We start from the raw sequence: 22,609 nt of genomic DNA on the forward strand, positions 1-22,609 counted from the left end.
CGCGCCTTCGACACGGCCCACGCGGTCGCGACCGGGCTGGGCATGGCGCCCCTGCACTTCGAGGGCCTGCGAGAGCGTAACTTCGGCGCCCTTATCGGGACTTCCTCCGCCGAACTGGACTGGGCCTGCGAGCCCGAGGGCGGCGAAACCCTGCCCCAGTTCGTCGCGCGCAAGCGCGCCGCGCTGGAGGCTGCGCTGGCGCATCCGGCGCCGGTGCTGATCGTGGCCCATGGCGGCTCGCTCCACGTGCTCGTGGCGGCGCTTGGCATCCCGACAGACCGCGGCGTGCTCGGCAACGCGCAGCCCTTGCGCTTCGAGCGAAGCGGTCCTACATGGACGGTGAGGCCGCTCCTGCACCATTCGCATGGTGGGGCCGCATTGGCCTGAACGGCTCGGGACGCCGCCCATTACCACCATGGACTTCAAAGACTACTACCAGGCGCTCGGCGTCGAGCGCAACGCGACGGAAGAGGAAATCCGCAAGGCCTACCGCAAGCTCGCGCGCAAGTACCACCCGGACGTCAGCAAGGAGCCTGACGCCGACCGGCGCATGCGCGAGATCAACGAGGCCAACGACGTGCTGCGCGACAAGGAGAAGCGCGCCGCCTACGACGCGCTGGCCGACCAGATCGCGCAGGGCCGCTATGCGGGAGCGGGTCCCGGCGAGGGCTTCCAGCCGCCGCCGGGCTGGGACGAGGGCTTCGAGTTCCACCGGGGCCCAGGCCAGGGGCCGGCGGACCATGCCGAGTTCAGCGAGTTCTTTTCCTCGCTCTTCGGCGCCGCCGAGCGCCGCGGCGCCCAGCGCCGCCAATACCGGGCGCGCGGCGAGGACCACCACGCGGCCATCGAGATCGCGCTCGAGGACGCCTTGAAAGGCGCCGAGCGCGAGATCACCCTGCGCTCGCAGGAGCTCGACGACCAGGGCCGGCCCCAATGGAAGACGCGCACGCTCGCCGTGAAGATCCCGCCCGGCGTGCATCCCGGCCAGTACATCCGGCTCGCCCGCCAGGGCATGCCGGGCCATGGCGGCGAACCGGCCGGCGACCTGTACCTCGAGGTGCGCATCGCACCGCACAAGCTCTATCGCATCGAGGGCCGCGACCTCTACATGACGCTCCCGGTCACACCCACCGAGGCCGCGCTCGGCGCGCAGGTGAAGGTGCCGACGCCCGGGGGCGGCGTGGTCGAGGTGACAGTGCCGCCGGGCGCGCGCAACGGCCTCAAGCTGCGGCTCAAGGAGCGCGGCCTGCCGGGCCAGCCGCCGGGCAACCTCTACCTGCTGCTGGAAATCGCGCTGCCGCCGGCGCAGACCGAAGTCGCGCGCAAAGCCTACGAGCAGTTGGCACAGGCCGCCCCTTTCGATCCACGCCGCCATCTCGGAGTCTGATGCCATGGCCAGCCCATCCTTCGACACCATTCCTCTTGGCAACACCCATCCGCTGCGCGCCGACGAACTCGCGCATGCCTGCGGCGCCGAAATCGCCTGGGTCGTCCAGCTGGTCGAGATCGGCATCATCGAGGTGCGCGGTCCTGCCGAACGTCCGGACGACTGGTGCTTCCACAGTGCCGACCTGCAATGCGCGCTCGATGCGCGCAGGCTGGAGCGCGACTTCGGGGTCGGCCTCGACGCGGCAGCGCTGATCCTCGATCTCGAGCATGAAGTGCGGCGGCTCAAGGCCCTGCTGACTGCGCGGGGGCTCGCCCGGGAGATCTGACATGCCGGTGGTCTGCGACCAGTGCGGGACCGAGAACCGCGAGAGCGCGAAGTTCTGCAAGGGCTGCGCGGCGAAACTGCCCTCCTTCGCCGCCACCGGCCCGTCCGCGCTCCAGAGCATGAAGGCGCTGCGGACCCCGCACGCGCCGCCACCGCCGGGCGCGCCCACGCCAGGGATGCTGCCGATCGAGACGCGCGCCTTCTGGATCCGGTTTGCCGTGTTGTCGGTGGTGATCACCACGGCGTTCGTCAGCTGGTATGCCTATGTGACGCGCAAGGTGCCGAATCCCCCGTCCGGGCCGCCCGCTGTTGTCGCCGCCACCCCGGCGCCGCCGGGGGCACGATTGAACGTTGCAGTTCCGCCCCAGGCGCCCGCCGATCACGACAGGCCGCTGCTGCCTCCCGAACCGGTGCGCCCCGCAGAGGCGCTGGACCCTGCCGAGAGCCTCGTCGCGCCCGGCCCCGCCAGAAGCGAACTGGTGCAGGTGCCGCCACCGCGCCGCGCCAGCGACGCGAGCGCGGTGCGCACGGAGGAGTCCCGCAAGGTCGTCGCGCGCCCGAGTGCGGCCGACCCGCGACCCGGATGCGCGCATCTCAACTTCATCGCAGCGTCGCGCTGCGAGGCGGCGCAATGCGCCAAGGCGCAGTACGCCAGGCACCCGCATTGCAACGCCGTGCGCGAGCAGACCAGGCGCGACGTGGCGCGGCGCAATCCGCTGCAGCTGGGTTACTAGTGAACCCGCTCTACTCGATGTGCGCGGGCACGCGGAACAACGTGTCGATCGCGCTGCGCGCATCCGCCCGCAACGCCTCGACGGCATCATCGTCGCCCGACAAGTAGCGCAGCAGGTAATGCTGGAACAGCCCGTCGAACAATGCGTAGAGCACCGAGGGGGACAGCGCCAGCGGTACCTCGGCCAGCTCCGAGAAGCGCCTCATGACGCGCAGGACCATGTTCTCCAGGCTGTTGTCGATGGCGGCCACGTCGGCGCGGAAGGCCTCCAGGAACAGGGCCTGCGCCCGCAGGTCGTACCACAGCCGATGCATCTGGGCCTCGTCGCGCAGCGCGTCGCCCAGGTCGCGCAGGAAGCCTTCCATCATCTCGTCGTAGCTGGCCGCATTCGCCGTCACGCGGTCGTAGCGGGTGACGCACCGCGCCTTGTACTGGCGCACGCTGCAGACGATCAGGTCGACCTTGTCGCTGAAGTAGTAGTGCAGCACGCCATGCGAGAACTCCGAGTTCTGCGCGATTTCGCGCAGGCTGGTGCGGGCGTAGCCCAGGGTGGCCAGCGTCTGCAACGCGGCCTCGCCGAGCTCGGCGCGCCGCTCGGCAAACTTGTCCACCCGTGTGCGCGGCACACGATCCGCCTGCTTTTCCCGGTGTGAAGCCATGGCCTGGGATTGTTGGGACAGTCGTCCAGATCCCGAAAAGAATAGCACGCAGTCCTTTGCGCCAGGCTGACAGGCGGTGTCTGCCCCGAGGTCTTTTGACAGTCGCCCAATTCTCGGTAGTCGTCCGGTTTACGCCGTATGTGGCGGCACCCCGAGGCAGCCTTCCACCTCGCGACGCCAGAGGGGGTCAGAGGTGAGCCGTATAATCCTTACCTTTCGTAAGGAGCTCAGCATGGCTGTCGCCACCTTGACCAGCAAGGGACAGATCACGATGCCGCTGTCCGTCAGGAACGCCCTCGGTCTTCGGCCCGGTGCCAAAGTCGACTTCGTCCCGGAAGGTGACGGATTCAAGCTGGTTCCGCTCAAGACCGATGTCACGACGCTCAAGGGCCGCTTTGCCGGACGCGCCGCCAAGCCCGTCAGCATCAAGGCCATGAACGAGGCGATCGGCGATGCGGCGGCTGCGCGTCAGCGCAGATCTTCCCGCTAGCTTCATGATCGGTATCGACACCAATGTCCTGGTGCGCTACCTCGCACAGGATGACGCCAAACAATCAGCCAGCGCGACCCGCTTCATCGAAACCCACCTGAGCGAGCGTTCGCCAGGCTTCATCAGCCTGGTGGTTCTGGTGGAACTGTGCTGGGTGCTGGAGCGGCTCTACAGCGCCACCCCTCAGGAAATCGGAGAAACCGTCGCCGACCTGCTCGAGACGCCCCGCTTTCACTTGCAACAGCGGGAGGTGGTGCAGGAAGCAGTGCGCCTCTTTCAAGACAGGAAGTCGTCCAAAGCCGGGCTTGCGGACCTGCTGGTTGCACAGCTTGCGTTGCATGCCGGTTGCAGCGCAATCGTCAGCTTCGACCGCGCCGCCGTTCGCGGGGCCGGCATGACGCTGCTCGACTGACTCTGCCCGCGCGCGCCGACGAGTTCCAGCACCCGCTCGCCCGACACCGTCTCCTGGGCCAGCAGCTCCTCGGTCAGCGCGTCCAGTGCCCGGCGGTGTGCACGCAGGAGATGCTGGCATTGGAGGTTCAGCGCCTCGAGCAGCTGGTTGGCCTGGCGCACCGCCGCCGAGATCTGCCGGGAGGCATGCTGCGCCGGGAGCGCGCCGATGCTGAAGAGCGCGCCGTCCTGGCCGAAACCGTAGCGCCCCACCATGTCGAGCGCCAGCCTGGAGGCCTGCTGGAGGTCCTGGCTGGCCCCGCTCGACGCCTCGTCGAAGACGGCCAGCTCGGCGTTGCGCCCGCCGAGCAGCATCTGGATGTGCTTCTCCATGTCGCTCTTGAGCACCAGCGCCTGGTCCTCCTCCTGCGTCACGAGCGTGACCCCCAGTGCGCCGCCGCGCGGCAGGATGGTGACCTTCTCGACCTTGCCGTAGCCCAGCACCGCCGAAACCAGCGCATGCCCGGCCTCGTGCACGGCGATGTAGCGGCGCTCGCGCTCGCCCAGCGCGCGCTGCGCGCCGTTGAGCTCGCCGATGCGCGTCGTCTCGATGGCTTCCATCAGGTGGCCCATCGCAACCGCCCGGCTGCCCGCGCGCGCGGCCACCAGCGCCGAGTGATTGACGATGTGCGCGATGGTGGCGGGCGACAGGCCGGTGGTCAGGCGGGCGAGCTGCTCGTGGTCGATCGCGCCTTCGGTGCGCAGCTTGCCGGTGTACAGCGTGAAGATGGCGCAGCGGTCGCGCACATCCGGCAGCTTGACCTGGACCCGGCGGTCGAAGCGGCCTTCGCGCAGCAGTGCCTCGTCGAGGTGCTCCTCCAGGTTGGTCGCGCCGACCACGATCACGCCCTCGTTGGCCTCGAACCCGTCCATCTCGACCAGCAGCTGGTTGATGATGCGGTTGCTCTCCGATTCGGCAGGCCCGGCGCCCGACGAGGTGCGCTTGGAGATGCCGTCGAGCTCGTCGATGAACAGGATGCAGGGTGCGTTCTTGCGCGCGGTTTCGAAGAGCTTCTTGACCTTTTGCACGCCCACGCCGTAGAACTTCGAGGTGAACTCGCTGCCGTTGGTGGCGATGAAGTGCGCGCCGCATTCGCCGGCCAGGGCTTTCGCAAGCAGGGTCTTTCCGACCCCGGGGCCGCCGAGCATGAGCACGCCGCACGGCGCTCGCGCGCCTATGTAGCGGTAGCGGGCCGGGTTCTTCAGGTAATCGACGATGTCCTGCAGCGCATGCTTGGCCTCGCCGGCGCCGATCACGTCGCCGAAGCCGACGCCTGCCGGCTTCTCGACCAGCTTCGCGCCGCCGCCGATCGTGTCGCGCATGGCGTAGACCACCAGTGCGAGCAGGAGGAGCGGCAGGAAGATGCCGGCCAGGTCGCGCGCCGTCGTGAGTGTGCGGCTGTCTGCGGCGGGCGCACCCACCCTGCTGTCCGGCAGCACGACGAGCTGGAAGCGAACTGGCGTCGGCTTGCTGGGCCTGCGAGATGGCCAGGGCGGCAAAGGAGCCACGGCCGTCGACGACGAAGTAGCGTTCGCCGCCAGTCGTGGAAACGAGGAGCGCATTCGGCGCAAGCCCGACGGCGCCCACACGGCCGGCACGCAGGTCACGCAACAGCTCGGAACCGTCCTTCTCGACGGCTGTCCACGCCTCCGGCGAACTGCGCATCTCCTGGGCAGGCCCGTCTAGCCGGTGGACGGGCGACGCCTCTCGAGGAAGAAAGAACGTGGCTGCGCCGACGAGCCCGGCGAAGGCGAGGATGAGGACGAGGGCCAGGCGGCCCTTCGAGCGAAGGAATCGATGGAAATGCTTCATGACGGCGGAAGACGCGGGCGCGACGCCGGATCGTAGGCAATCGCGCGCGCGAAAAGCCGCCGGAAGCGCGCGCAGCGCAGGTAACAGTCGGCGCGCGTGCAATTTTTGGCGAGCGGGCGCGTTGCAACGACTCACCCGCCTGTGGCTCGCCTGGCCTTGAAGGCGATCCGCCTCGACCACGGCCGGCGCTGCCGCGCGCAGGCGGCAGCGGGCTGCTCAGCCGGCCTTCTGCACCAGCTTGATCACGCTCGAGAAATCCAGCGCGCCATGCCCCGCCAGGCTGTGCGCCGCGTACAGGTTGCGCGCCAGCCCGCCGAGCGGCGTGGCCGCGCGCACGGCGGCTGCGTTCTCCTGCGCCAGCCCGAGGTCCTTCAGCATCAGGTCGGTGCCGAAGCCGCCCGCGTAGCCCTTGGACGCCGGCGCGTTCTCCATCACGCCGGGCAGCGGGTTGTATTTTTCCAGCGCCCAGTTGCCGCCCGAGCTGCGGCGCATGATCTCCGAGAGCACCTTGGGATCCAGCCCGTTGGCGACGCCCAGCGCGATGGCTTCCGAGGTGCCGATCATCAGGATGCCGAGCAGCATGTTGTTGCAGATCTTCGCGGTCTGGCCCGCCCCGGCCTCGCCCGCATGGAAGATGTTGGCGCCCATCTTCTCCAGCACCGGCCGCGCCCGCTCGAGGTCGGCCGCGGCCCCGCCCACCATGAAGGTCAGCGTCCCCGCGATCGCGCCGCCGGTACCGCCCGAGACCGGCGCGTCGAGCACCGCGATGCCCCGCTTCGCCCCCGCCTGCGCCAGCTTGCGCGAAGTGGCCGCGGCGATGGTGCTGCTGTCGATCACCAGCGTGCCGGGCGCGATCCGCTCCAGCAGCCCGGGCTGGCCCTCGCTGCCGAAGTAGAGCGACTCCACGTGCTGGCTCGCCGGCAGCATGCTGATCACCACCTCGGCGCCGGCCAGCGTGTCGGCGGCGGAGGGCGCGATGGACACGCCCTCTGCGCCGAGCTTCCTGCAGGCCTCGGCCGAGAGGTCGAACGCGCTCAGCCCGTGGCCGGCCTTGTGCAGGTTGTGGGCCATGGGGGCGCCCATGTTGCCCAGGCCGATGAATGCGATCTTCATTTGTTGTCTCCTGTGAATGCGGTTGCCGGACGCAGAGGGCGGGTCTGTTCTAGATGAGCGCTGCGAGCTCCGGCGGCATATCGCCGCGCGGCCTCAAGTGGTCCTCGACGAATTCCGGCGTGATCTCCTCCAGCGTGGCCGGATTCCACTTCGGGTTGCGGTCCTTCTCGATCAGGAGCGCACGGATGCCCTCGGCGAAGTCCTTGTGCGCACAGAAGCCGAGCGAGGCCCGGTACTCGAGGCGGAACACCTCGGCCAGCGACATGCGGGGCACGCGCTGCCACAGCGCGAAGGACAAGGCGGCCGAACTGGGCGAACCCTTGGTGAAGGTCTGGGCGGCCCCCTGCAGCCACGGGTCTTGGGACTGCAGTGCGCGCAGGCGCTTCGCGATGTCGAGCAGGTCGTCGCCCGCCATCAGTTCATTGATGGCGTCGAAATGCTCGCGCACTTTCGACGGCTGGTGCGCAACACCTTGCCCCGCCTGCGCCAGCAGCCGAGAGAGCGTGGCCCGATCTGCCGCCGGCTCGGCATGCCAGGTCGCCGCCGCGATCGCTTCCAACAATTGCGCCTTGCGCTCCTGCGGCACGACGAGGTCCGCCAGGCCGCAGAAGATCGCATCGGCCGCATTCAGCGGCGCCGCGGTCAAGGCCAGGTAGAGGCCCACCCTCCCCGGCATGCGCCGCAGGAACCAGCTGCCTCCCACGTCGGGGTACAGGCCGATGTTGATCTCCGGCATCGCGACGCGGCTCTGCGGCGTCACCACCCGGTGCGAGGCGCCCGCCATCAAGCCCACCCCGCCGCCCATCACGATGCCGTGGCCCCAGCACAGCAGGGGCTTGGGGAAGGTGTGGATCAGGTGGTCGAGCACGTACTCCTCGCGGAAGAAATCCTCCGCATACGTGTTGCGTGCCGGACCGCACTCCAGGAGCGTCTGGTAGAGCTGCCGCAGGTCGCCGCCGGCGCAGAAGGCCTTTTCGCCCGCGGCCTGCAGCAGCACGCCGGCCACGGAAGGGTCCTGCGCCCATTCACGCAACTTCGGCGTGAGCAGGCGCACCATTGCCACCGACAGCGAGTTGAGCGAGGCCGGGGCGTTCAGGGTGGCAACGCCGAAGCGCTTGCCGCCGGTGGTCTTGATTTCGTCGAAGAGGACGACTTGTTCTGTCATGGGTTTGGCAAAAGGCAGATGTCCGATGTCGAATTGCAGGGTTCAGCGGATATCGCCATCCCCCTCCAGCAGCTTGCGCGAGACGATCACGCGCATGATTTCGTTGGTGCCCTCGAGGATCTGGTGCACGCGCGCGTCGCGCACCAGCCGCTCCAGCGGAAACTCGCTCAGGTAGCCATAGCCGCCGTGCAGTTGCAGGGCTTCGTTGCAGACGTTGAAGCCGGCGTCGGTGGCGAAGCGCTTGGCCATGGCGCAATACGTGCTGGCATCGACGTGGCCCGCGTCGAGCTTGCTCGCCGCCAGCCGCACCATCTGGCGCGCGGCCACCAGCTCGGTCGCCATGTCGGCCAGCTTGAACTGCAGGGCCTGGAAGCTGGCCAGCGGCTTGCCGAACTGCTGGCGCTCGTGCAGGTAGCGCCGCGCGGCATCGAGCGCGCCCTGCGCCGCGCCGACCGAGCAGGTCGCGATGTTGATCCGGCCGCCGTCCAGCCCCTTCATCGCGATGCGGAAGCCCTCGCCCTCGCTGCCCAGCAGGTTCTCCGCCGGAACGCGCACGTTGTCGAAGCTGATGGTGCGCGTGGGCTGGCTGTTCCAGCCCATCTTGTGCTCCTTCTTGCCGTAGCTGATGCCGGGCGCATCGGCCGGCACTGCCAGGGCCGAGATCCCGCCCGCGCCGCCGCCGCCGGTGCGGGCCATCAGCACCAGCACGTCGGTGGCGCCGGCGCCCGAGATGAAGGCCTTGCCGCCGTTGATCACATAGTCGCCGCCCTGCAGCTCGGCGCGCGTCTTGAGCGCGCCGGCATCCGAGCCCGCGCCGGGCTCGGTCAGGCAGTAGGAGGCCAGCTTGCGGCCGCTGGTCAGGTCGGCGCCCCAACGCTCGCACACGGCCGGCGTGCCCCAGGTGCCGAGCATCCACGTGGCCATGTTGTGGATGGTGATGAAGGCGGTGGTCGACGGATCGACCGCCGCCATCTCCTCGAACACCAGCGTGGCATCGAGGCGCGGCAGCGCCAGGCCCTCGATGCGCTCCGGCGCGTACAGGCCGCAGAAGCCCAGCTCGCCGGCCTTGGCGATGGCCTGCTTCGGGAAGATGGCCTCCGCATCCCACTGCGCGGCATGCGGCGCGAATTCCGCGAGGGCGAAGTCGCGCGCGGTCTGGGCGAAGGCGCGCTGCTCCTCGGAAAGTTCGAAGTCCATGCGCCTGAGGTTACTTCAGGCTGATGGTGGTGTTCAGCCCATGCGCCGTGGCATCGTCGAACCAGCGCGCCGTGACCGTCTTGGTCTGCGTGTAGAACAGCACCACCTGCTTGCCGTAGGGCCCGAGGTCGCCGAGCTTCGACGCGCGCGAGCCGGTGAAGGAGAACATCGGCACCGGCACCGGGATCGGCACGTTGATGCCGACCTGGCCGACGTCGATGTCTTCCTGGAAGCGCCGCGCCGCCGCGCCCGATTGCGTGAAGATGGCGGTGCCGTTGCCGTTCGGGTTGGCGTTGATCATCTCGATCGCCTCGTCGATGCTCTCGGCCCCCGCCACGCACAGCACGGGTCCGAAGACCTCCTGGTCATAGATCGTCATGCCCGGCTTCACGCCGGAGAAGATGGTCGGGCCGACGAAGTTGCCCTTCTCGTAGCCGGGCACGGTGGGCTTGCGGCCGTCGAGCTCGAGCGTCGCGCCCTCGGCCACGCCGCGCTCGATCAGGCCGGTGACGCGCTCGTAGGCCGCGCACGAGACCAGCGGGCCCACATCCACACCCTTCTCGGTGCCGGCGCCGATCTTGAGCGTCTTCGCCTTCTCGACCAGTTCGGGAATCCACTTGCGCGCATCGCCCACCAGCACCGCGACCGAGACCGCCATGCAGCGCTGCCCCGCCGCACCGAAGCTCGCACCGGCGATGGCATTGAGCGACTGGTCCTTGTGCGCATCGGGCATGACGATGGCGTGGTTCTTCGCGCCCATCATGCATTGCACGCGCTTGCCGGCCAGCGTGGCGCGGTTGTAGACGTGGGTGCCGACCTTGGTGGAGCCGACGAAGGAGATCGCCTTGATGTCCTTGTGGTCGCAGATCGCGTTGACCACCGCCTCCCCGCCATGCACGACGTTGAGCACGCCCGGCGGGATGCCGGCCTCCAGCGCCAGCTCGGCCAGGCGCATCGTCACCATCGGGTCCTGCTCCGAGGGCTTGAGCACGAAGGTGTTGCCGGTGACGATGGCCATCGGGAACATCCACAGCGGGATCATGGCCGGGAAGTTGAAGGGCGTGATGCCTGCGCACACGCCCAGCGGCTGCAGCAGCGTGTAGGTGTCGACGCCGCCTGCGACATTGTTGGCCATCTCGCCCAATTGCAGGTTGCCGATGGCCGCTGCGTGCTCGACCACCTCCAGGCCCCGGAACACGTCACCCTCGGCATCGGGCAGGGTCTTGCCCTGCTCGGCCGTGAGGATGGCGGCCAGCTCGCCCATGTGATCGCGGATCAATTGCTGGTACTTGAGGAAGATGCGCGCGCGGGCGCCGATCGCGGTCTTGCGCCAGGTCTTGAAGGCATCCTGGGCGGAGGCCACGGCGGCATCCACCTCGGCCTGCGTGGCGAAGGGCACGCGCGCCAGCACCTCCTGGGTAGCAGGGTTGACGATGTCGCGCCATTCGCTGGTCTTCGACTCGACGAACTTGCCGCCGATGAGCAGCTTGACGGTGGCAACCTGGGTCGCGGGGGTGGTGGTGGCATCCATGGGTTTGTCTCCTGAGTGTGGGCGTCAACGACCGATGCTAGCTTTGCACTTTTGCCATGGCAATAGATAAATACGCACCAAGGATCTGCATAATCGCAACGCATGGATTGGGACAACCTGCGCTTTTTCCTGGAGCTGGCACGCACCGGCACGCTCGTGAGCGCGGCACGACGGCTGGCGGTCGATCACACGACGGTGGCGCGGCGCATCCAGGCGCTGGAAAAGGAGATCGGCACTGCCCTCTTCGCGCGCGAGGCCGGCGGCCATCGGCTGACCGAAGCCGGGCGGCGCCTGCAGCCCCAGGTCGAGGCGATGGAAGGGGCCTTCTTCACGATCGAGAGCGCAACGCCTGCGGCGCAGGAGGGCTTGTCGGGCCTGGTGCGCATCGGTGCCACGGAGGGCTTCGGCACGATGGTGCTTGCGCCGGAGCTCGCGCGGTTCGCGCAGCAGCATCCCAGGCTGGTGATCGATCTGTTGGCAATGCCGCGGCTGGTGCACCTGTCACGGCGCGAGGCCGACATCGTGATCTCGCTGGAGCGCCCTGCCCGCGGCCCGGTCATGGTGAGCAAGCTGACCGACTACGTGCTGCGCCTCTACGCCTCGGCCGACTATCTGGATGCCCATCCGCGCATCGCGTCGCGCGAGGACCTGCGCGGCCACACATTCATCAGCTACGTGGACGACCTGCTCTTCAGCAAGGAACTGCAGTACCTCGACGAGCTGTACCGCCCCGACGCCTTCGCACTGCGCAGCACCAGCATCCTGGCGCAGCACCAGGCGGCGGCAGCCGGCACGGGCATCGCGGTGCTGCCCGCCTTCCTGGCCGGGCGCGATCCGCGCCTGCGCACCGTGCTGCCCGGCGAGGCGAACTTCACGCGCACCTTCTGGATATCGATGCCGGCCGAAAGCAAGCACCTGGCGCGGATGCAGGCGGTCTGGGGCTTTCTGCGCGAGACGGTGGAGGCGCAGCGGGCGGTACTGCTGCCGCCGCAGGCGTAAGCCTTCCCCACCGCCAGAGCTGACGAAGGAGCCAAGGACACCCCTGCGGAACCGGGCCATTGGCTCGCCGTTGGCTCTCGATTGGCCTAGGCACCCGGGGCTGGACGGGGAACACTGGCACCACACCAACAAGAGCATCCGCACGCGCCCCGCGATGACGGGGCTCGCGCCAGTCACAGTCCCCAAACCATGCATGTCATCGACCACTCCACCCTGCCTCGCCTTCACGCCGAAGGGCGGCAACGCTTTGCCGCAGCCCATCGAGGCCTGGGTTTTGCGCCCTTCGAGCTCTGGATGGAAATCCTCGAGATCGACGCGCGAGTCGACCTCCAGCCCATCGAGTGTGCCCGGATCGTGCTGGTGCTCACCGGCCACGGCAAGCTCGTGGTCGATGGTGCGGCCCAACGCTTTCACGCTCCCTGCAGCCTGGTGCTGCCCGCCGGGATCGACAGCCAGGTGGTGAACATCGGAGCCGAACTCATGCAGCTCGTGACGGGGTTCACGCCGGCCGCTGCGGTATCGCCGCCGCCTTGAGGCTCGGCCCCGACCATGGCCCTCCGGCCTTGGCCCTCCATCCAGGCCGAACTGGCTCCTCTGGTCGATGTGTCCAGAACCTGGAAACCAAATACTTCGATCATGCGCAGGAAAGAGATGAATCCCTCTCCGGCGCCCCACTGATCGGAGATCGTCATGAGCTCAGCCGCTGCGACTTCGCTGGACAACCTGCATTCCAGCCTTCAGCCCCTGCATCACCAGGCGCCCGAGAGGGCCCGCATCCTTGTCTCTCTGCAATCCGTGCTAAACCAAACCGCTACCCGGTCTGTCGAGATCTGGAACAAGCTCTCGCGCAAGACCCAGATCCTGCTTGTTGCCCTGTCCATGACCTTCTCCAGCTTCGGTCTGTCGATGATCGTGGCCACCCTCTCGCGTTGATGTCCAGGCTGCGCCAGAGAGGCCTGGACTTGCCAGCTGCCGCCTTTCCCATCCGTTGGGACGAGAATCTTCAAGGCCTCTCCTGAACGCGTCCCTCCGCAACTATCAGGGCGTGATCGCCACTTTCAGAACCCCCTCGCGCTGATGCCCGAAGAGCTCGTAGGCCTGCTCGATGTCGTCGAGCTTGAAGCGATGCGTCACCATCGGGCTGAGGTCGACGCGACCGGCCTGGATGACAGCCATGAGGCGGCGCATGCGCTCCTTGCCCCCCGGACACAGCGTGGTCACGATCTTGTGATCGCCCAGGCCTGCTGCGAAGGCGCCGAGCGGGATCGTCAGGTCACTGGAGTAGACGCCCAGGCTCGACAGCGTTCCGCCAGGCCGCAACACGCGCAGGCAAGCTTCGAACGTCGACTGCGTGCCCAGGGCTTCGATCGCGACATCCACGCCCCGCCCGTCGGTGAGGCGCATGATTTCGTCGATCGGGTCCTTCACGCTGCTGTCGACCACAAGATCAGCGCCCATGCGCCGTGCGATCTCGAGCCGGTTCGACAGCCGGTCCACGCCGATGACTGTCGTGGCGCCGCTCAGCTTCGCACCCGCCGTTGCGCAAAGGCCGATCGGGCCCTGTGCGAACACCGCGACGGTGTCCCCGATCCGGATGCCCGCGCGCTCGGCACCCCCGAAGCCGGTCGACATGATGTCGGGACACATCAGGACTTGCTCGTCCGTCAGGTCATCAGGCACGGGCGCCAGATTGGCCATGGCGTCGGGCACGAGAACGTACTCCGCCTGGCAGCCGTCGATGGTGTTGCCGAACTTCCAGCCGCCCATCGGCTTCCAGCCATGTTTCGTTCCGGCGCCGTCCTGCGAACATGCGCCGCAGAGGCAAGCGTTGCTCCATCCGCTGGGGGTGATGGCGCCCGCGATGACCCGCTGACCTTCGCGAAAGCCCGAGACGGCGGAGCCCAGCTTCTCGATCACGCCAACCGGCTCATGGCCGATGGTCAGGCCCTTGGCGACCGGATACTCGCCCTTCAGAATGTGGACATCGGTCCCGCAGATCGTCGTCGTGGTCACCCGCATCAATGCATCGAGGGGCCCGACATCGGGAATCGGCTTTTCGTCCAGCACGATGCGGCCCGGTTGCACAAAGATCGCCGCCTTCATCTTCGCCATTTGAAACTCTCCAATCTCGAATGTGGTACCAGGGGAAAGAGCCAGGGTAGCAGCCACGTTGCGCAGGACATTGATACGCGTCAACCCCGGTCACGCGAAGACGATCGCGGCCACGGCGGTGATCGCACCGATGCACACCAGGTTGAGCACCAGGCCGCAGCGCATCATGGTGGCCTGCGGCACCTGGTCCGTCGCGTAGACGATGGCGTTGGGCGGCGTGGCCACCGGCAGCATGAACGCGCAGGACGCTGACACCGCGATGGACGCGGCGAACAGCGGCGGCGGCAGCCCGAGCGCCGCAGCGACCCCGAGGAAGATCGGCACCAGCAGCGCCGCCGACGCAGTGTTGCTGACGAGTTCGGTCAGGAACACGACGAAGGCCACGACGCCCACAAGCAACAGGATGAGGGGTGCACCGTGCAAGGTGTCGATCAGCGCACCGGCCATGAACCGGCTGGCGCCACTGGCCGCCATCACCTCGCTCAGCGTCAGCCCGCCCCCGAACAGCAGCAGCACGCCCCAGTGGGTGCGCCGTTCGATTTCGGGCCAGCCGATGGCGCCGCCGGCTACCAGCGCAACGATGGCGGCGACCGCGACGACGCTGTCGATATCGGCCGTGATGCCCAGCGCACGGCCGAGCGGCGCTCCGCCGATCCAGCCTGCGGCCGCGAGGACGAACACGGCCACGGCGAAGCGCTGCGAGCGGGTCCAGGGCGCCACGGTCGATTCCTCGCCAGGGGCTGCCACCCGGACGAGGAGGCGCGGCCGAAGCACCAGGAAGAGTACGGCAGCCATCAGCGGCAGCAGCAGCACGACCAGCGGCACGCCGATGCGCATCCACTCGGCAAAGCCGATGCCGGCCTGGGCCGCCGCGATGGCGTTGGGCGGACTGCCCACCAGCGTGCCGATGCCCCCGATGCTTGCGCTGTAGGCCACGCCCAGCAGGACGAAGGCTCGTTCGCGCGGCCCATCTTCGTCGCCCAGCAGGCCCAAGGCGAGCGGCAGCATCATCGCGGCGGTCGCGGTATTGCTGATCCACATCGACAACACCGCGGTCAGGCCGAACAACATTGCCACGGCGGCGGCACGCCGGCCCGCGGCCAGGCGCAGCACGGCCATCGCAAGCCTGCGGTCCAGGCCTTGTTGCTGCAGCGCCGCGGCCAGCGCAAAGCCGCCGAGGAACAGGAAAATGACCGGGTGCGCAAACGATGCGAGCGCCGTGCGCAAGTCCATCAGCCCCGTCAGCACGGCGAGCAGAGGCACGAGCAGCGCGGTGACGCTCAGGTGCAGCGCCTGCGTCATCCACAGGCCGCCAACCAGGACGAAGAGCGCAAGTCCGGTCCTCAGCGCTTCGGGCGGCGGTGCGCTCCGGTACACCAGCGCCGCGAGCAGCAGGCACGCAAGCCCGCGCAGCAGCGACGCCGAGGGCCATGTCATGCTGCGTGCGCCGCGGAGACCAGCACGTCGGCGCTGCCTTCGGCCAGCACATGTTTGCTCACGCTGCCCAGTAGCAGGTCTTCGGCAGCCGATTGGCCGTGCTTGCCGAGCACGACCAAGTCGCAGTCCTTGTCTTGCTCGTGTTCGACGATGCGCTGCGATGCGTCGCCTTCGACGATGCAGGGCTCCCAATGGCCGGGCTTCAGTCCGCTGGCGGCTGCCAGCGCGTGCAGCCGCTGCGTGGCGTCCGCATGCGTGCGCGTGCGGTAGTGGTCGATGGTCGCGGCGTCGACACCGGCAAAGCGGAGCTTCTCCTCGAAGGGCACCTGGCACGCGTGGAAGAGCAGAAGACGGCCATGCGGCGCCACGCGCCGCGCCAGCGAGACGCTCTGCGCCGACCAAGGCGAGAAGTCCAGCGCCACCAGCACCCGACGGTAGGGCTCGTGCGGCCGTTGCCGCACCACCAGCAAGGGCCGCACCGTGCGCCGCAGCAGCCGCTCGGACGTGCTGCCCAGCACCGACCGGCGCAGGAATCCGGCACCGCGCGCGCCCAGCACCAGCATGGCGGCATCCAGCACCTCGGCCTCGCGGGTGATCTCATCGACAACGGACCCGCTCGCGTTGACCGCCCGAGCGGCCACGTGCCGATGCGTCTGCAGGTCCGCAATCAGCATATCCAGTTGGCGCTGCGCATCGTCGTGCAATTGGTGCTCCATCGCGTGGTCGGCGCCCAGCCATCGGCGAAGCTCCTGCAAGGCGCCGCCGGGGAGCACGTGCATCAGTGTCAGCGCCGCGCCGTTCTCATGCGCCAGGCGCGCAGCACGGTCGGCGGCATGCCGGGCGGGCGTCGAGAAGTCGGTGGCGGCGAGGATAGGGGCCAAGTCGGTCATGGTGCTGTCTCCTGTTCACGGATGTCAATCGCAAGACGCGCTGCCGCATGATCCGCCGCATCGTCGAAAGGGTTGAGGATTCGGGTTACGCCGGCCTCGGCCAGAGCGCGCCCATGGGCGGCATCGCGCACCGCGCCCACCACCCGGCCACGATAGTGCGCCGCCTTCAGCGAGTGGAGCAGCGCCCGGTTGGACTCCCATTGCGGGAAGGTCGTGATCACCCAGCGCGCTTGCCGAAGCGGCAGCGTCTGAAGAAAATCCGCGTCCTCGCCATCGCCGAACAGCACCGGCAAGCCGCGCCCCTGCAGTGTGCGCACGGCTTCGGGATCGAAGTCAACGCCGAGCACGTTGACTCCGTCAGCGCGCAGTTGCTCGAACAGGCGGCTGCCGTAGCGGCCGAGGCCGAAAACGATCGCCTGGGCCGTGTGCGCGCTGCCGTCCTGCGCCTCGCCTGCGATCTCGCGGAACGGGTGCTGGCGTTCGAAGCACCGCAACCACGGCGCGAGCCGCTCGTACAAGGGCTGGGCGTACAGGATCATGTAGGTGGACAGCGTGATCGTCACGAGGCTCACCAGGGTGGTCAGGCTCAGGGCCTCCACACCCACATGCCCCAGCGTGATGCCCATGGCGACGAACACGATCGAGAACTCGCTGATCTGCGCCACGGTCAGCCCTGCCATGAAGCCTGTGCGCCGCCGGTAGCCCATGTAGCCCATGATGGCCATCACGATGAGCGGGTTGCCGATCAACACGAACAGCGACAGCACGGCCGCCGGCGCGACTTCGGCGCCGAGCGTCGAGAAGTCGAGCTTGGCGCCCAGATCGATGAAGAAGAACAGCAGCAGGAAGTCGCGGATACCCGTCAGCCGCGCATTCATCGCCTCGCGGTAGGGTGTGGAGGCAAGCGAGAAGCCGGCCAGGAACGCGGTGGTGCAGGTCCAGTTTCAGGCCCACTGCGAACAGCAGCACCGCCACCCCTACCTGCGCCAGAAGGTCGATCTGGTCGTGCGCGGTCACGAGTCCCAAGCCAGCCGGGCCCACTGCGATGCCCACGACGATGTAGGCAATCAGTACAGGCTGGCGCAGCCGCACGAAGAAGGCGCCGGCCAGCGCGCAGGTCAGCAGCAGAAGGGCGAACTCGGCGAAGGGTGCGTGCATATGGGCGGCGCGGGATGGCTGGCGTCGGTGATGCGCGTTCCGGGCGACTAGCCGCCGAGGTAGACCAGCGCCGCGTTCACGAGATAGGTCGCCGTCAAGCCCACGCTGATCCAGCTGACCACGCGCAGCGTCTGCCCTTTCGGCCGCATCACCAGGCCGACGATCACCAAACCCGTCATCACCAGCGCCGTCACCGCGGTGCCGGCGTGCACGGGCGCGGCGTCGGCGAGCAAGGGCCCCCGGATGTAGAACGCATCATCCACTGCCAAAATCACGACGTTGAACAGGTTGCTGCCGAGCAGGTTGCCGATGGCCATATCCAGCGCGCCGAGCCTCAGCGCGCCGAGCGTCACGGCCATCTCCGGCAGCGTGGTCACGACGGCCATCAGCACGGTACCGACGAAGCTTCTGGACAGGCCCAGCGCCTGCGCCAGTCCGTCGGCCACTTCCGGCAGCCAGCTGCCCGCCGCAAGCACCACCAGCGCGGCCAGGCCGAATCGGCGCCATTCTTGGCGCGTCCCTCCTGGAACGGTCGGCGCGCTCGGGGCCATGGAGCCGCCGGCGGCCGCCGCTGCCGCAATGACCATGGCCTCGCGCTCGTGCCCATGCACCCCCTTGAGCGCCAGCAGGTAGAGCGCCAGCAGCATCGGGCTGTAGACGCCCACGTGCAGCACGGCGGGGGCGCGCTCACCGATGAGCAGGCTCAGGGCGACGAAGCCCAGCATCACCACGCCAAAACCTGCCGACAGGAGGTGCGTTGCGCTGGCCTCCCGGTACATCGGCTGGTGGCGCTGCAAGCCGTCGACGACGACGAGGAACAGCAGGTTGACGACACAGGCGCCGAGTGCATTGCCCACGGCCAGGTTGGGCGCATCGACGAACGCCACCGCACTGATGCCCGAGGCCAGTTCGGGCAGCGATGTCACGGTGGCCAGCAGCGCCAGGCCGACCCAGCCACGCCCCCACCCATTGGCTTCAGCGAGGGCGTCGGCGCTGCGGCTGAGTACGTAGCCCGCGCGCGCGATCAGCACGGCACAGGCGGCAAACTGGAACGCCAGCCAGGCCAGCGTCATGGGCCGGTCCGGTGCATCGTGCGCACCCACAGCTTGCGTGCCTCCTCGACCCACAGCACCATGCTGGCCAGCAACAGGAGCGGCAGCAGCGAGGCGAGCGGTAGCGGCACCGTGTGGAACAGTGTGTTCATCGGCGGTGCGTACAGCACCAGCGACTGCAGCAGCACCGACAGCGCCAGCCCGCCCAGCAGCCAGCGATTGCGCACGATGCGCGCGCCCAGCGCCGAGGCGCTGGCCGACTGGCAGTTGAGCACGTTGAACCACTGGCACATGGCCAGCACCGTGAAGGTCTCGGTGCGCACGATTTCCAGGGCCACGCCCTGGCCCACCCGCCATGCGAACCAGCCAAAGGTCACAGCGGCGATCAGCGGCGTCATCAGCGCCACGCGCCGCAGCATCCCGGCGCTGAGCAGCCGGTCGTTGCGCGGAACCGGCGCACGCCTCATCTCGTCGCCGTCTGCCGGGTCCATCACTAGGTTCACCGTCACCGTGCCTTCGGTAACGATGTTGATCCACAGGATCTGCACCGCGGCCAGCGGCAGCGGGAAGCCGCCGACCAGCGCCAGCAGCAGCACCAGCACCTCGGCCAGGGAGGTGGCGAACAGATACAGGATCACCTTCTTGAGGTTGGCGTAGACCACGCGCCCCTGCTGAACCGCACCGACGATGGTGGAAAAGTTGTCGTCGGTGATCACGATCTTGGCTGCGCTCTTTGCTACTTCAGTGCCGGTGATGCCCATTGCCACGCCGACGTCTGAACGCGCCAGCGCCGGCGCGTCGTTGACGCCGTCCCCGGTCATCGCGACCACCTCGCCACGGGCCTGCAGGGCTTCGACGATGCGCAGCTTCTGCGCTGGATGCACGCGGGCAAAGACCGCTACGCTCGGCAGCGCTTCGCGCAGGTCGGCCTCGCCCATGCGTTCGAGTTCGGGGCCGTCGACGGCACGTTCCCCCTCGCGCGCGATGCCGAGTTCTCGCGCGATGGCCAGGCCAGTGAGCTTATGGTCGCCGGTGACCATGATCGGCCGGATGCCAGCCGCCCGGCACTCGGCAACCGAGATCTTGACCTCCTCGCGCGGCGGGTCGATCTGGCCCACCAGGCCCAACAAGCGCGCGCGGCCGACCAGCACATCGAAGCCGGCCGCCGCATCGAGAATGTCGTCCTCCACGGTGGCGAAGGCGAGCACGCGCAGCGCCTGCGTGGCCATGGCGTCCGCGGCGTCGCGTGCCGCCAGCGACGTTGCGCCGCCTTCTGCCGCGCACAGCCGCAACACGGCTTCCGGCGCGCCCTTGATCCACACGCGCCGCGGTGCATCGGAAGCGGCGTGGCGCGTGGCCATCAGTTTGTTGTCGGAGTCGAAGGGCAGTTCGGCCTCTCGCGGCGCATCGCGGCGCAGAGCGTCGATCGCCAACCCCGCCTTGCGCGCCAGCACCAGCAGTGCACCTTCGGTCGGATCGCCCAGGATCGTCCAGCCGGCGCGCTCATCCTCGGGTGGCAGCAGTTCCGCATCGTTGCACAGTGCGCCGGCCACGAGCAATCCGCGCAGCGCCGGGTCCGCCCTGTCCGCAGGCGATCCATCCTCGTCCAACGCGCCTTCGGGTAGGTAGCCGATACCGCTCACACGGAACCGGCGACCACCGGGAAGCCACAGGGCCACGGCCGTCATCTCGTTTCGGGTGAGGGTGCCGGTCTTGTCGCTGCAGATGACGGTGGTGGAACCCAGCGTCTCCACCGCAGACAGGCGCCGGATGATCGCGCCGCGCTCTGCCATGCGCTGCATGCCGACAGCCAGCGCGATCGTCATCGCGACCGGCAGGCCCTCAGGCACCATGGAGACCATCTGGCTGATGGCCACCATCAGCACCTCCGACAGCGGCAGTTCGCGCCACAGTCCCAGCAGCACCACCAGGACGAACAGGCCCAGCGCCGCCGCCACAAGCGCGCGGCCGAACTGCTCGAGGCGCATCTCCAGCGGGGTCTTCGGCTCTTCGGCACGCTGGGTCAACCCGGCGATGCGGCCCACCTCGGTGTGGACACCGGTGGCAACGACGATGGCACGCGCCCGGCCGGCGGTGACATAGGTGCCGGAATACACCATGCAGTGACGGTCGGCCAGGCCTGTCGCTTCGGGCACCGCAACCACCGACTTCGATACCGGCACCGACTCGCCGGTAAGCGCGGCCTCTGCCACCTGCAACTGGGCTTCCTCTATCAGGCGGGCATCGGCGACGACCGCGTCACCCGCGGCCAGCAGCACGATGTCGCCCGGCACCAGCTCGCGCGCCTCGACCACGCGCTCGCCGCCGTCGCGCAGCACGCGCACGTGCAGAGCGGCGAGGCGTCGCAGGGCCTCCATCGAACGTTCGGCCCGGCCCTCCTGGAAGGTGCCGATCAGCGCGTTGACCAGCACCACCGCGAGGATGACCATCGCATCGCCGTGATGCCCCAGCGCCACCGCGAGCACAGCGGCGACGAAGAGGATGTAGATCAACGGACTCTTGAACTGTCTCGCGAAGGTGCGCCAGACGGGCTTGGGCAGCGCCTGGGGCAGCGCGTTCGGGCCGTGCCTCGCATGAGCGCGACGCACCGCATCCGCGTCGAGGCCACTCTGCGGATCAAGCTCGAAGTGGCGCAGCGCCTGATCCCCCGGCAAGGCATGCCATGAGGGGTCGATGCCATCGGCGATCCGGCCTGAATCCGGACTTTGGTGCGTAACTCGGGGGCGGGAAAGCGCATCAGGCACCGCGAACTACCAGGGTGTCGCAGTCCAGCGTGTGCAGCAGATTCTCGGCCGTGCTGCCGAGCAGGGCCCGCGCGAGGCCGCTGCGGCCCTGCGAGCCGAGCACGACGAGGTCGACGCCGGCGCTGGCGACGTAGTCCGGGAGCAGCGCTTCCGGCTGCCCTCGCTCGATGACGCGCCGAAGGCCGGCCTCGATGGGGCCAGGAAGCGCGGACTCGACCAAGCGCTCGGCGCACTGCTGCGTCACCACGGCGCGCCACGAGTCGTCCGCCGCGGGGCCGGTGGTCAAGGGGGACCCGGCCGGCATGTAGGCGTGGAAGAGCGTCAGTCGCGCGCCCTCGAACCATCGCGCCGCCAGCCGCAGGGCATGCATCGAAGGCTCGGAGAAGTCCGTGGCCACCACCACATGGCGATAGGCGGCTCGGGCGCGGCCGCGTACGTTCAGCACCGGCACGCGCGAGTGACGTACCAGCGCGTCGACGGTACTGCCCAGTTGGATGCGATCCATCCGTGCGTCCTTGGCGATGCCCAGCACGACCAGACCGGCCCTGTCGCCGGTCACGGCCTGCTGCACCGCCTCGGCCGGCGAGCCGATCACGATCTTCGAAGTCGCCGTGATCTCCTCCGCCTCCAGGTCGGCGCTCAGCGTCCGCTCCAGGGTCTGTGACCACGATTCAGGGCGACGCCATGAGGGCGCACTGCTCGTCAACTGGTCGCGTCGCGCAATTTCGGTCGCATCGACGACGTGCGCGACGATGAGTTCGCTGCGCCACGCCTTCGCAAGCTGTGCGGCCCGCGCAAGGGCGCGGTCGCATCGCGCGCTGAGGTCGGTGGCTACGAAGATTCGCTTCGGCGGGATGTATTCGACCATCATCGTCTCCATGCCGGGCCGGAGCCGGCGTTTCATGAAAGGGAATCGGAAGCCTAGCCGCGGCCGTTTCGGCGGGGCTTGATGTGCGTCAACGCAAGCGTTGCGCGGGAATCGAAGAATGCAAGAATTGCTCGATGGTCGAGCCCCGGCGATCAGGCGTCGGCCCGCCCCGGGGAAGTGCTCCCGGGCAGGTAGAGCCAATCCGCATAGCTCGCCAGCATCTTGGGACGAAACGCGACCAGGGCAGCCACCAAGGCACCGGTCAAGACAGCCTCGCCGAAGGCATTCAGAAGGCTGGCCACGACAAAATCAGCCGGCGCGAAGCTCGGCGGCAGATCATGCAGCCAGCCGCGCAGCCATGCCGCCGCAGTGCACGCGAGAAAGGTCCCGATCCAGGCCCGCGCCAGGATGTACACCATCAGGTGGTGCGGCAGCCAGCGTCGGGTTGCCCCGCCGATGGCGA

At 68.4% G+C, this 22,609-nt stretch carries 21 protein-coding genes and 3 pseudogenes; 9 read left to right on the forward strand and 15 right to left on the reverse strand.

Going from position 1 to position 22,609, the window contains the following annotated elements; all coding sequences use genetic code 11:
- The 4 genes from APY03_RS44365 to APY03_RS23975 form a co-directional block, all read left to right on the forward strand.
- A partial coding sequence (locus APY03_RS44365; protein ID WP_232324381.1) for a histidine phosphatase family protein occupies positions 1 to 387 on the forward strand: 387 nt, incomplete at its 5' end.
- Positions 388 to 415: 28 nt separating this feature from the next.
- On the forward strand, positions 416 to 1,387 hold the full coding sequence (locus APY03_RS23965) for a DnaJ C-terminal domain-containing protein (protein WP_068680754.1): 972 nt from the start codon (positions 416 to 418) through the stop codon (positions 1,385 to 1,387).
- 4 nt (positions 1,388 to 1,391) lie between these two features.
- Positions 1,392 to 1,715, forward strand: coding sequence for a chaperone modulator CbpM (locus tag APY03_RS23970; protein ID WP_068680756.1), 324 nt, complete (start codon positions 1,392 to 1,394; stop codon positions 1,713 to 1,715).
- A gap of 1 nt (position 1,716) precedes the next feature.
- The gene (locus APY03_RS23975) at positions 1,717 to 2,448 is read left to right on the forward strand and encodes a zinc ribbon domain-containing protein (RefSeq protein WP_068680758.1); all 732 of its coding nucleotides are present in this window, start codon (positions 1,717 to 1,719) and stop codon (positions 2,446 to 2,448) included.
- 10 nt (positions 2,449 to 2,458) lie between these two features.
- Here the strand turns inward: APY03_RS23975 and APY03_RS23980 are convergent, their stop codons facing one another.
- Entirely contained in the window at positions 2,459 to 3,106 is a 648-nt protein-coding gene (locus tag APY03_RS23980; protein WP_068680760.1) for a TetR/AcrR family transcriptional regulator, read from the reverse strand.
- A 232-nt stretch (positions 3,107 to 3,338) separates the two neighbouring features.
- Here APY03_RS23980 and APY03_RS23985 point away from each other — a divergent pair, with 232 nt between their 5' ends.
- Positions 3,339 to 3,596, forward strand: a complete 258-nt coding sequence (locus tag APY03_RS23985; protein ID WP_068680762.1) for an AbrB/MazE/SpoVT family DNA-binding domain-containing protein — start codon at positions 3,339 to 3,341, stop codon at positions 3,594 to 3,596.
- Between the two features lie 4 nt (positions 3,597 to 3,600).
- Positions 3,601 to 4,008: a PIN domain-containing protein gene (locus tag APY03_RS44370; protein ID WP_102905867.1), complete on the forward strand. Its 408-nt coding sequence runs from the start codon at positions 3,601 to 3,603 to the stop codon at positions 4,006 to 4,008.
- A gap of 83 nt (positions 4,009 to 4,091) precedes the next feature.
- Here the strand turns inward: APY03_RS44370 and APY03_RS44375 are convergent.
- The 5 genes and pseudogenes from APY03_RS44375 to APY03_RS24020 all read right to left on the reverse strand — a co-directional run.
- A pseudogene (locus tag APY03_RS44375) lies at positions 4,092 to 5,609 on the reverse strand (AAA family ATPase); the annotation flags it as partial.
- A gap of 466 nt (positions 5,610 to 6,075) precedes the next feature.
- Positions 6,076 to 6,972: a 3-hydroxyisobutyrate dehydrogenase gene (gene mmsB, locus APY03_RS24005; RefSeq protein ID WP_068680770.1), complete on the reverse strand. Its 897-nt coding sequence runs from the start codon at positions 6,970 to 6,972 to the stop codon at positions 6,076 to 6,078.
- Between the two features lie 49 nt (positions 6,973 to 7,021).
- A complete protein-coding gene (locus APY03_RS24010; RefSeq protein WP_068680772.1) occupies positions 7,022 to 8,137 on the reverse strand; it encodes an enoyl-CoA hydratase/isomerase family protein in 1,116 nt (371 codons plus the stop codon).
- A 42-nt stretch (positions 8,138 to 8,179) separates the two neighbouring features.
- The gene (locus APY03_RS24015) at positions 8,180 to 9,334 is read right to left on the reverse strand and encodes an acyl-CoA dehydrogenase family protein (RefSeq protein WP_068680775.1); all 1,155 of its coding nucleotides are present in this window, start codon (positions 9,332 to 9,334) and stop codon (positions 8,180 to 8,182) included.
- Between the two features lie 10 nt (positions 9,335 to 9,344).
- A complete protein-coding gene (locus tag APY03_RS24020) occupies positions 9,345 to 10,865 on the reverse strand; it encodes a CoA-acylating methylmalonate-semialdehyde dehydrogenase (RefSeq protein ID WP_068680777.1) in 1,521 nt (506 codons plus the stop codon).
- Between the two features lie 102 nt (positions 10,866 to 10,967).
- Between APY03_RS24020 and APY03_RS24025 the strand changes: the two genes are divergently transcribed.
- The 3 genes from APY03_RS24025 (at position 10,968) to APY03_RS24035 (ending at position 12,797) form a co-directional block, all read left to right on the forward strand.
- The gene (locus APY03_RS24025; protein ID WP_068680779.1) at positions 10,968 to 11,864 is read left to right on the forward strand and encodes a LysR family transcriptional regulator; all 897 of its coding nucleotides are present in this window, start codon (positions 10,968 to 10,970) and stop codon (positions 11,862 to 11,864) included.
- A 294-nt stretch (positions 11,865 to 12,158) separates the two neighbouring features.
- The gene (locus tag APY03_RS24030) at positions 12,159 to 12,398 is read left to right on the forward strand and encodes a hypothetical protein (RefSeq protein WP_157103449.1); all 240 of its coding nucleotides are present in this window, start codon (positions 12,159 to 12,161) and stop codon (positions 12,396 to 12,398) included.
- Positions 12,399 to 12,554: 156 nt separating this feature from the next.
- Positions 12,555 to 12,797: a hypothetical protein gene (locus APY03_RS24035; protein ID WP_068680783.1), complete on the forward strand. Its 243-nt coding sequence runs from the start codon at positions 12,555 to 12,557 to the stop codon at positions 12,795 to 12,797.
- A 105-nt stretch (positions 12,798 to 12,902) separates the two neighbouring features.
- Here APY03_RS24035 and APY03_RS24040 read toward each other — a convergent pair whose 3' ends face one another.
- From APY03_RS24040 to APY03_RS40515, 9 genes and pseudogenes are all read right to left on the reverse strand, one after another.
- Positions 12,903 to 13,976 carry an NAD(P)-dependent alcohol dehydrogenase gene (locus APY03_RS24040; RefSeq protein ID WP_068680785.1) on the reverse strand — a complete coding sequence of 358 codons (1,074 nt, stop codon included), beginning with the start codon at positions 13,974 to 13,976 and terminating at the stop codon, positions 12,903 to 12,905.
- Between the two features lie 90 nt (positions 13,977 to 14,066).
- Positions 14,067 to 15,413, reverse strand: coding sequence for an SLC13 family permease (locus APY03_RS24045; RefSeq protein ID WP_068680787.1), 1,347 nt, complete (start codon positions 15,411 to 15,413; stop codon positions 14,067 to 14,069).
- Positions 15,410 to 16,303, reverse strand: a complete 894-nt coding sequence (locus APY03_RS24050; protein ID WP_068680789.1) for a universal stress protein — start codon at positions 16,301 to 16,303, stop codon at positions 15,410 to 15,412. Before APY03_RS24050 ends, APY03_RS24045 begins: the two co-directional genes overlap by 4 nt.
- A complete protein-coding gene (locus APY03_RS24055; RefSeq protein ID WP_269475653.1) occupies positions 16,300 to 17,223 on the reverse strand; it encodes an NAD-binding protein in 924 nt (307 codons plus the stop codon). The genes APY03_RS24050 and APY03_RS24055 overlap by 4 nt, the downstream gene beginning before the upstream one ends.
- 70 nt (positions 17,224 to 17,293) lie before the next feature.
- Positions 17,294 to 17,461 (reverse strand): annotated as a pseudogene (locus APY03_RS45715) (hypothetical protein); the annotation flags it as partial.
- Between the two features lie 47 nt (positions 17,462 to 17,508).
- Positions 17,509 to 18,534, reverse strand: coding sequence for a sodium:calcium antiporter (locus APY03_RS24060; protein WP_068680866.1), 1,026 nt, complete (start codon positions 18,532 to 18,534; stop codon positions 17,509 to 17,511).
- The gene (locus APY03_RS24065) at positions 18,531 to 21,188 is read right to left on the reverse strand and encodes a cation-translocating P-type ATPase (RefSeq protein ID WP_232081309.1); all 2,658 of its coding nucleotides are present in this window, start codon (positions 21,186 to 21,188) and stop codon (positions 18,531 to 18,533) included. The genes APY03_RS24060 and APY03_RS24065 overlap by 4 nt, the downstream gene beginning before the upstream one ends.
- An 82-nt stretch (positions 21,189 to 21,270) precedes the next feature.
- Positions 21,271 to 22,182, reverse strand: coding sequence for a universal stress protein (locus tag APY03_RS24070; RefSeq protein WP_083944535.1), 912 nt, complete (start codon positions 22,180 to 22,182; stop codon positions 21,271 to 21,273).
- A gap of 116 nt (positions 22,183 to 22,298) precedes the next feature.
- A pseudogene (locus tag APY03_RS40515) lies at positions 22,299 to 22,609 on the reverse strand (hypothetical protein); the annotation flags it as partial.

The organism is Variovorax sp. WDL1 (genome assembly GCF_001541225.1).
In the GTDB taxonomy this organism is placed as follows: Bacteria; Pseudomonadota; Gammaproteobacteria; order Burkholderiales; family Burkholderiaceae_C; genus Variovorax.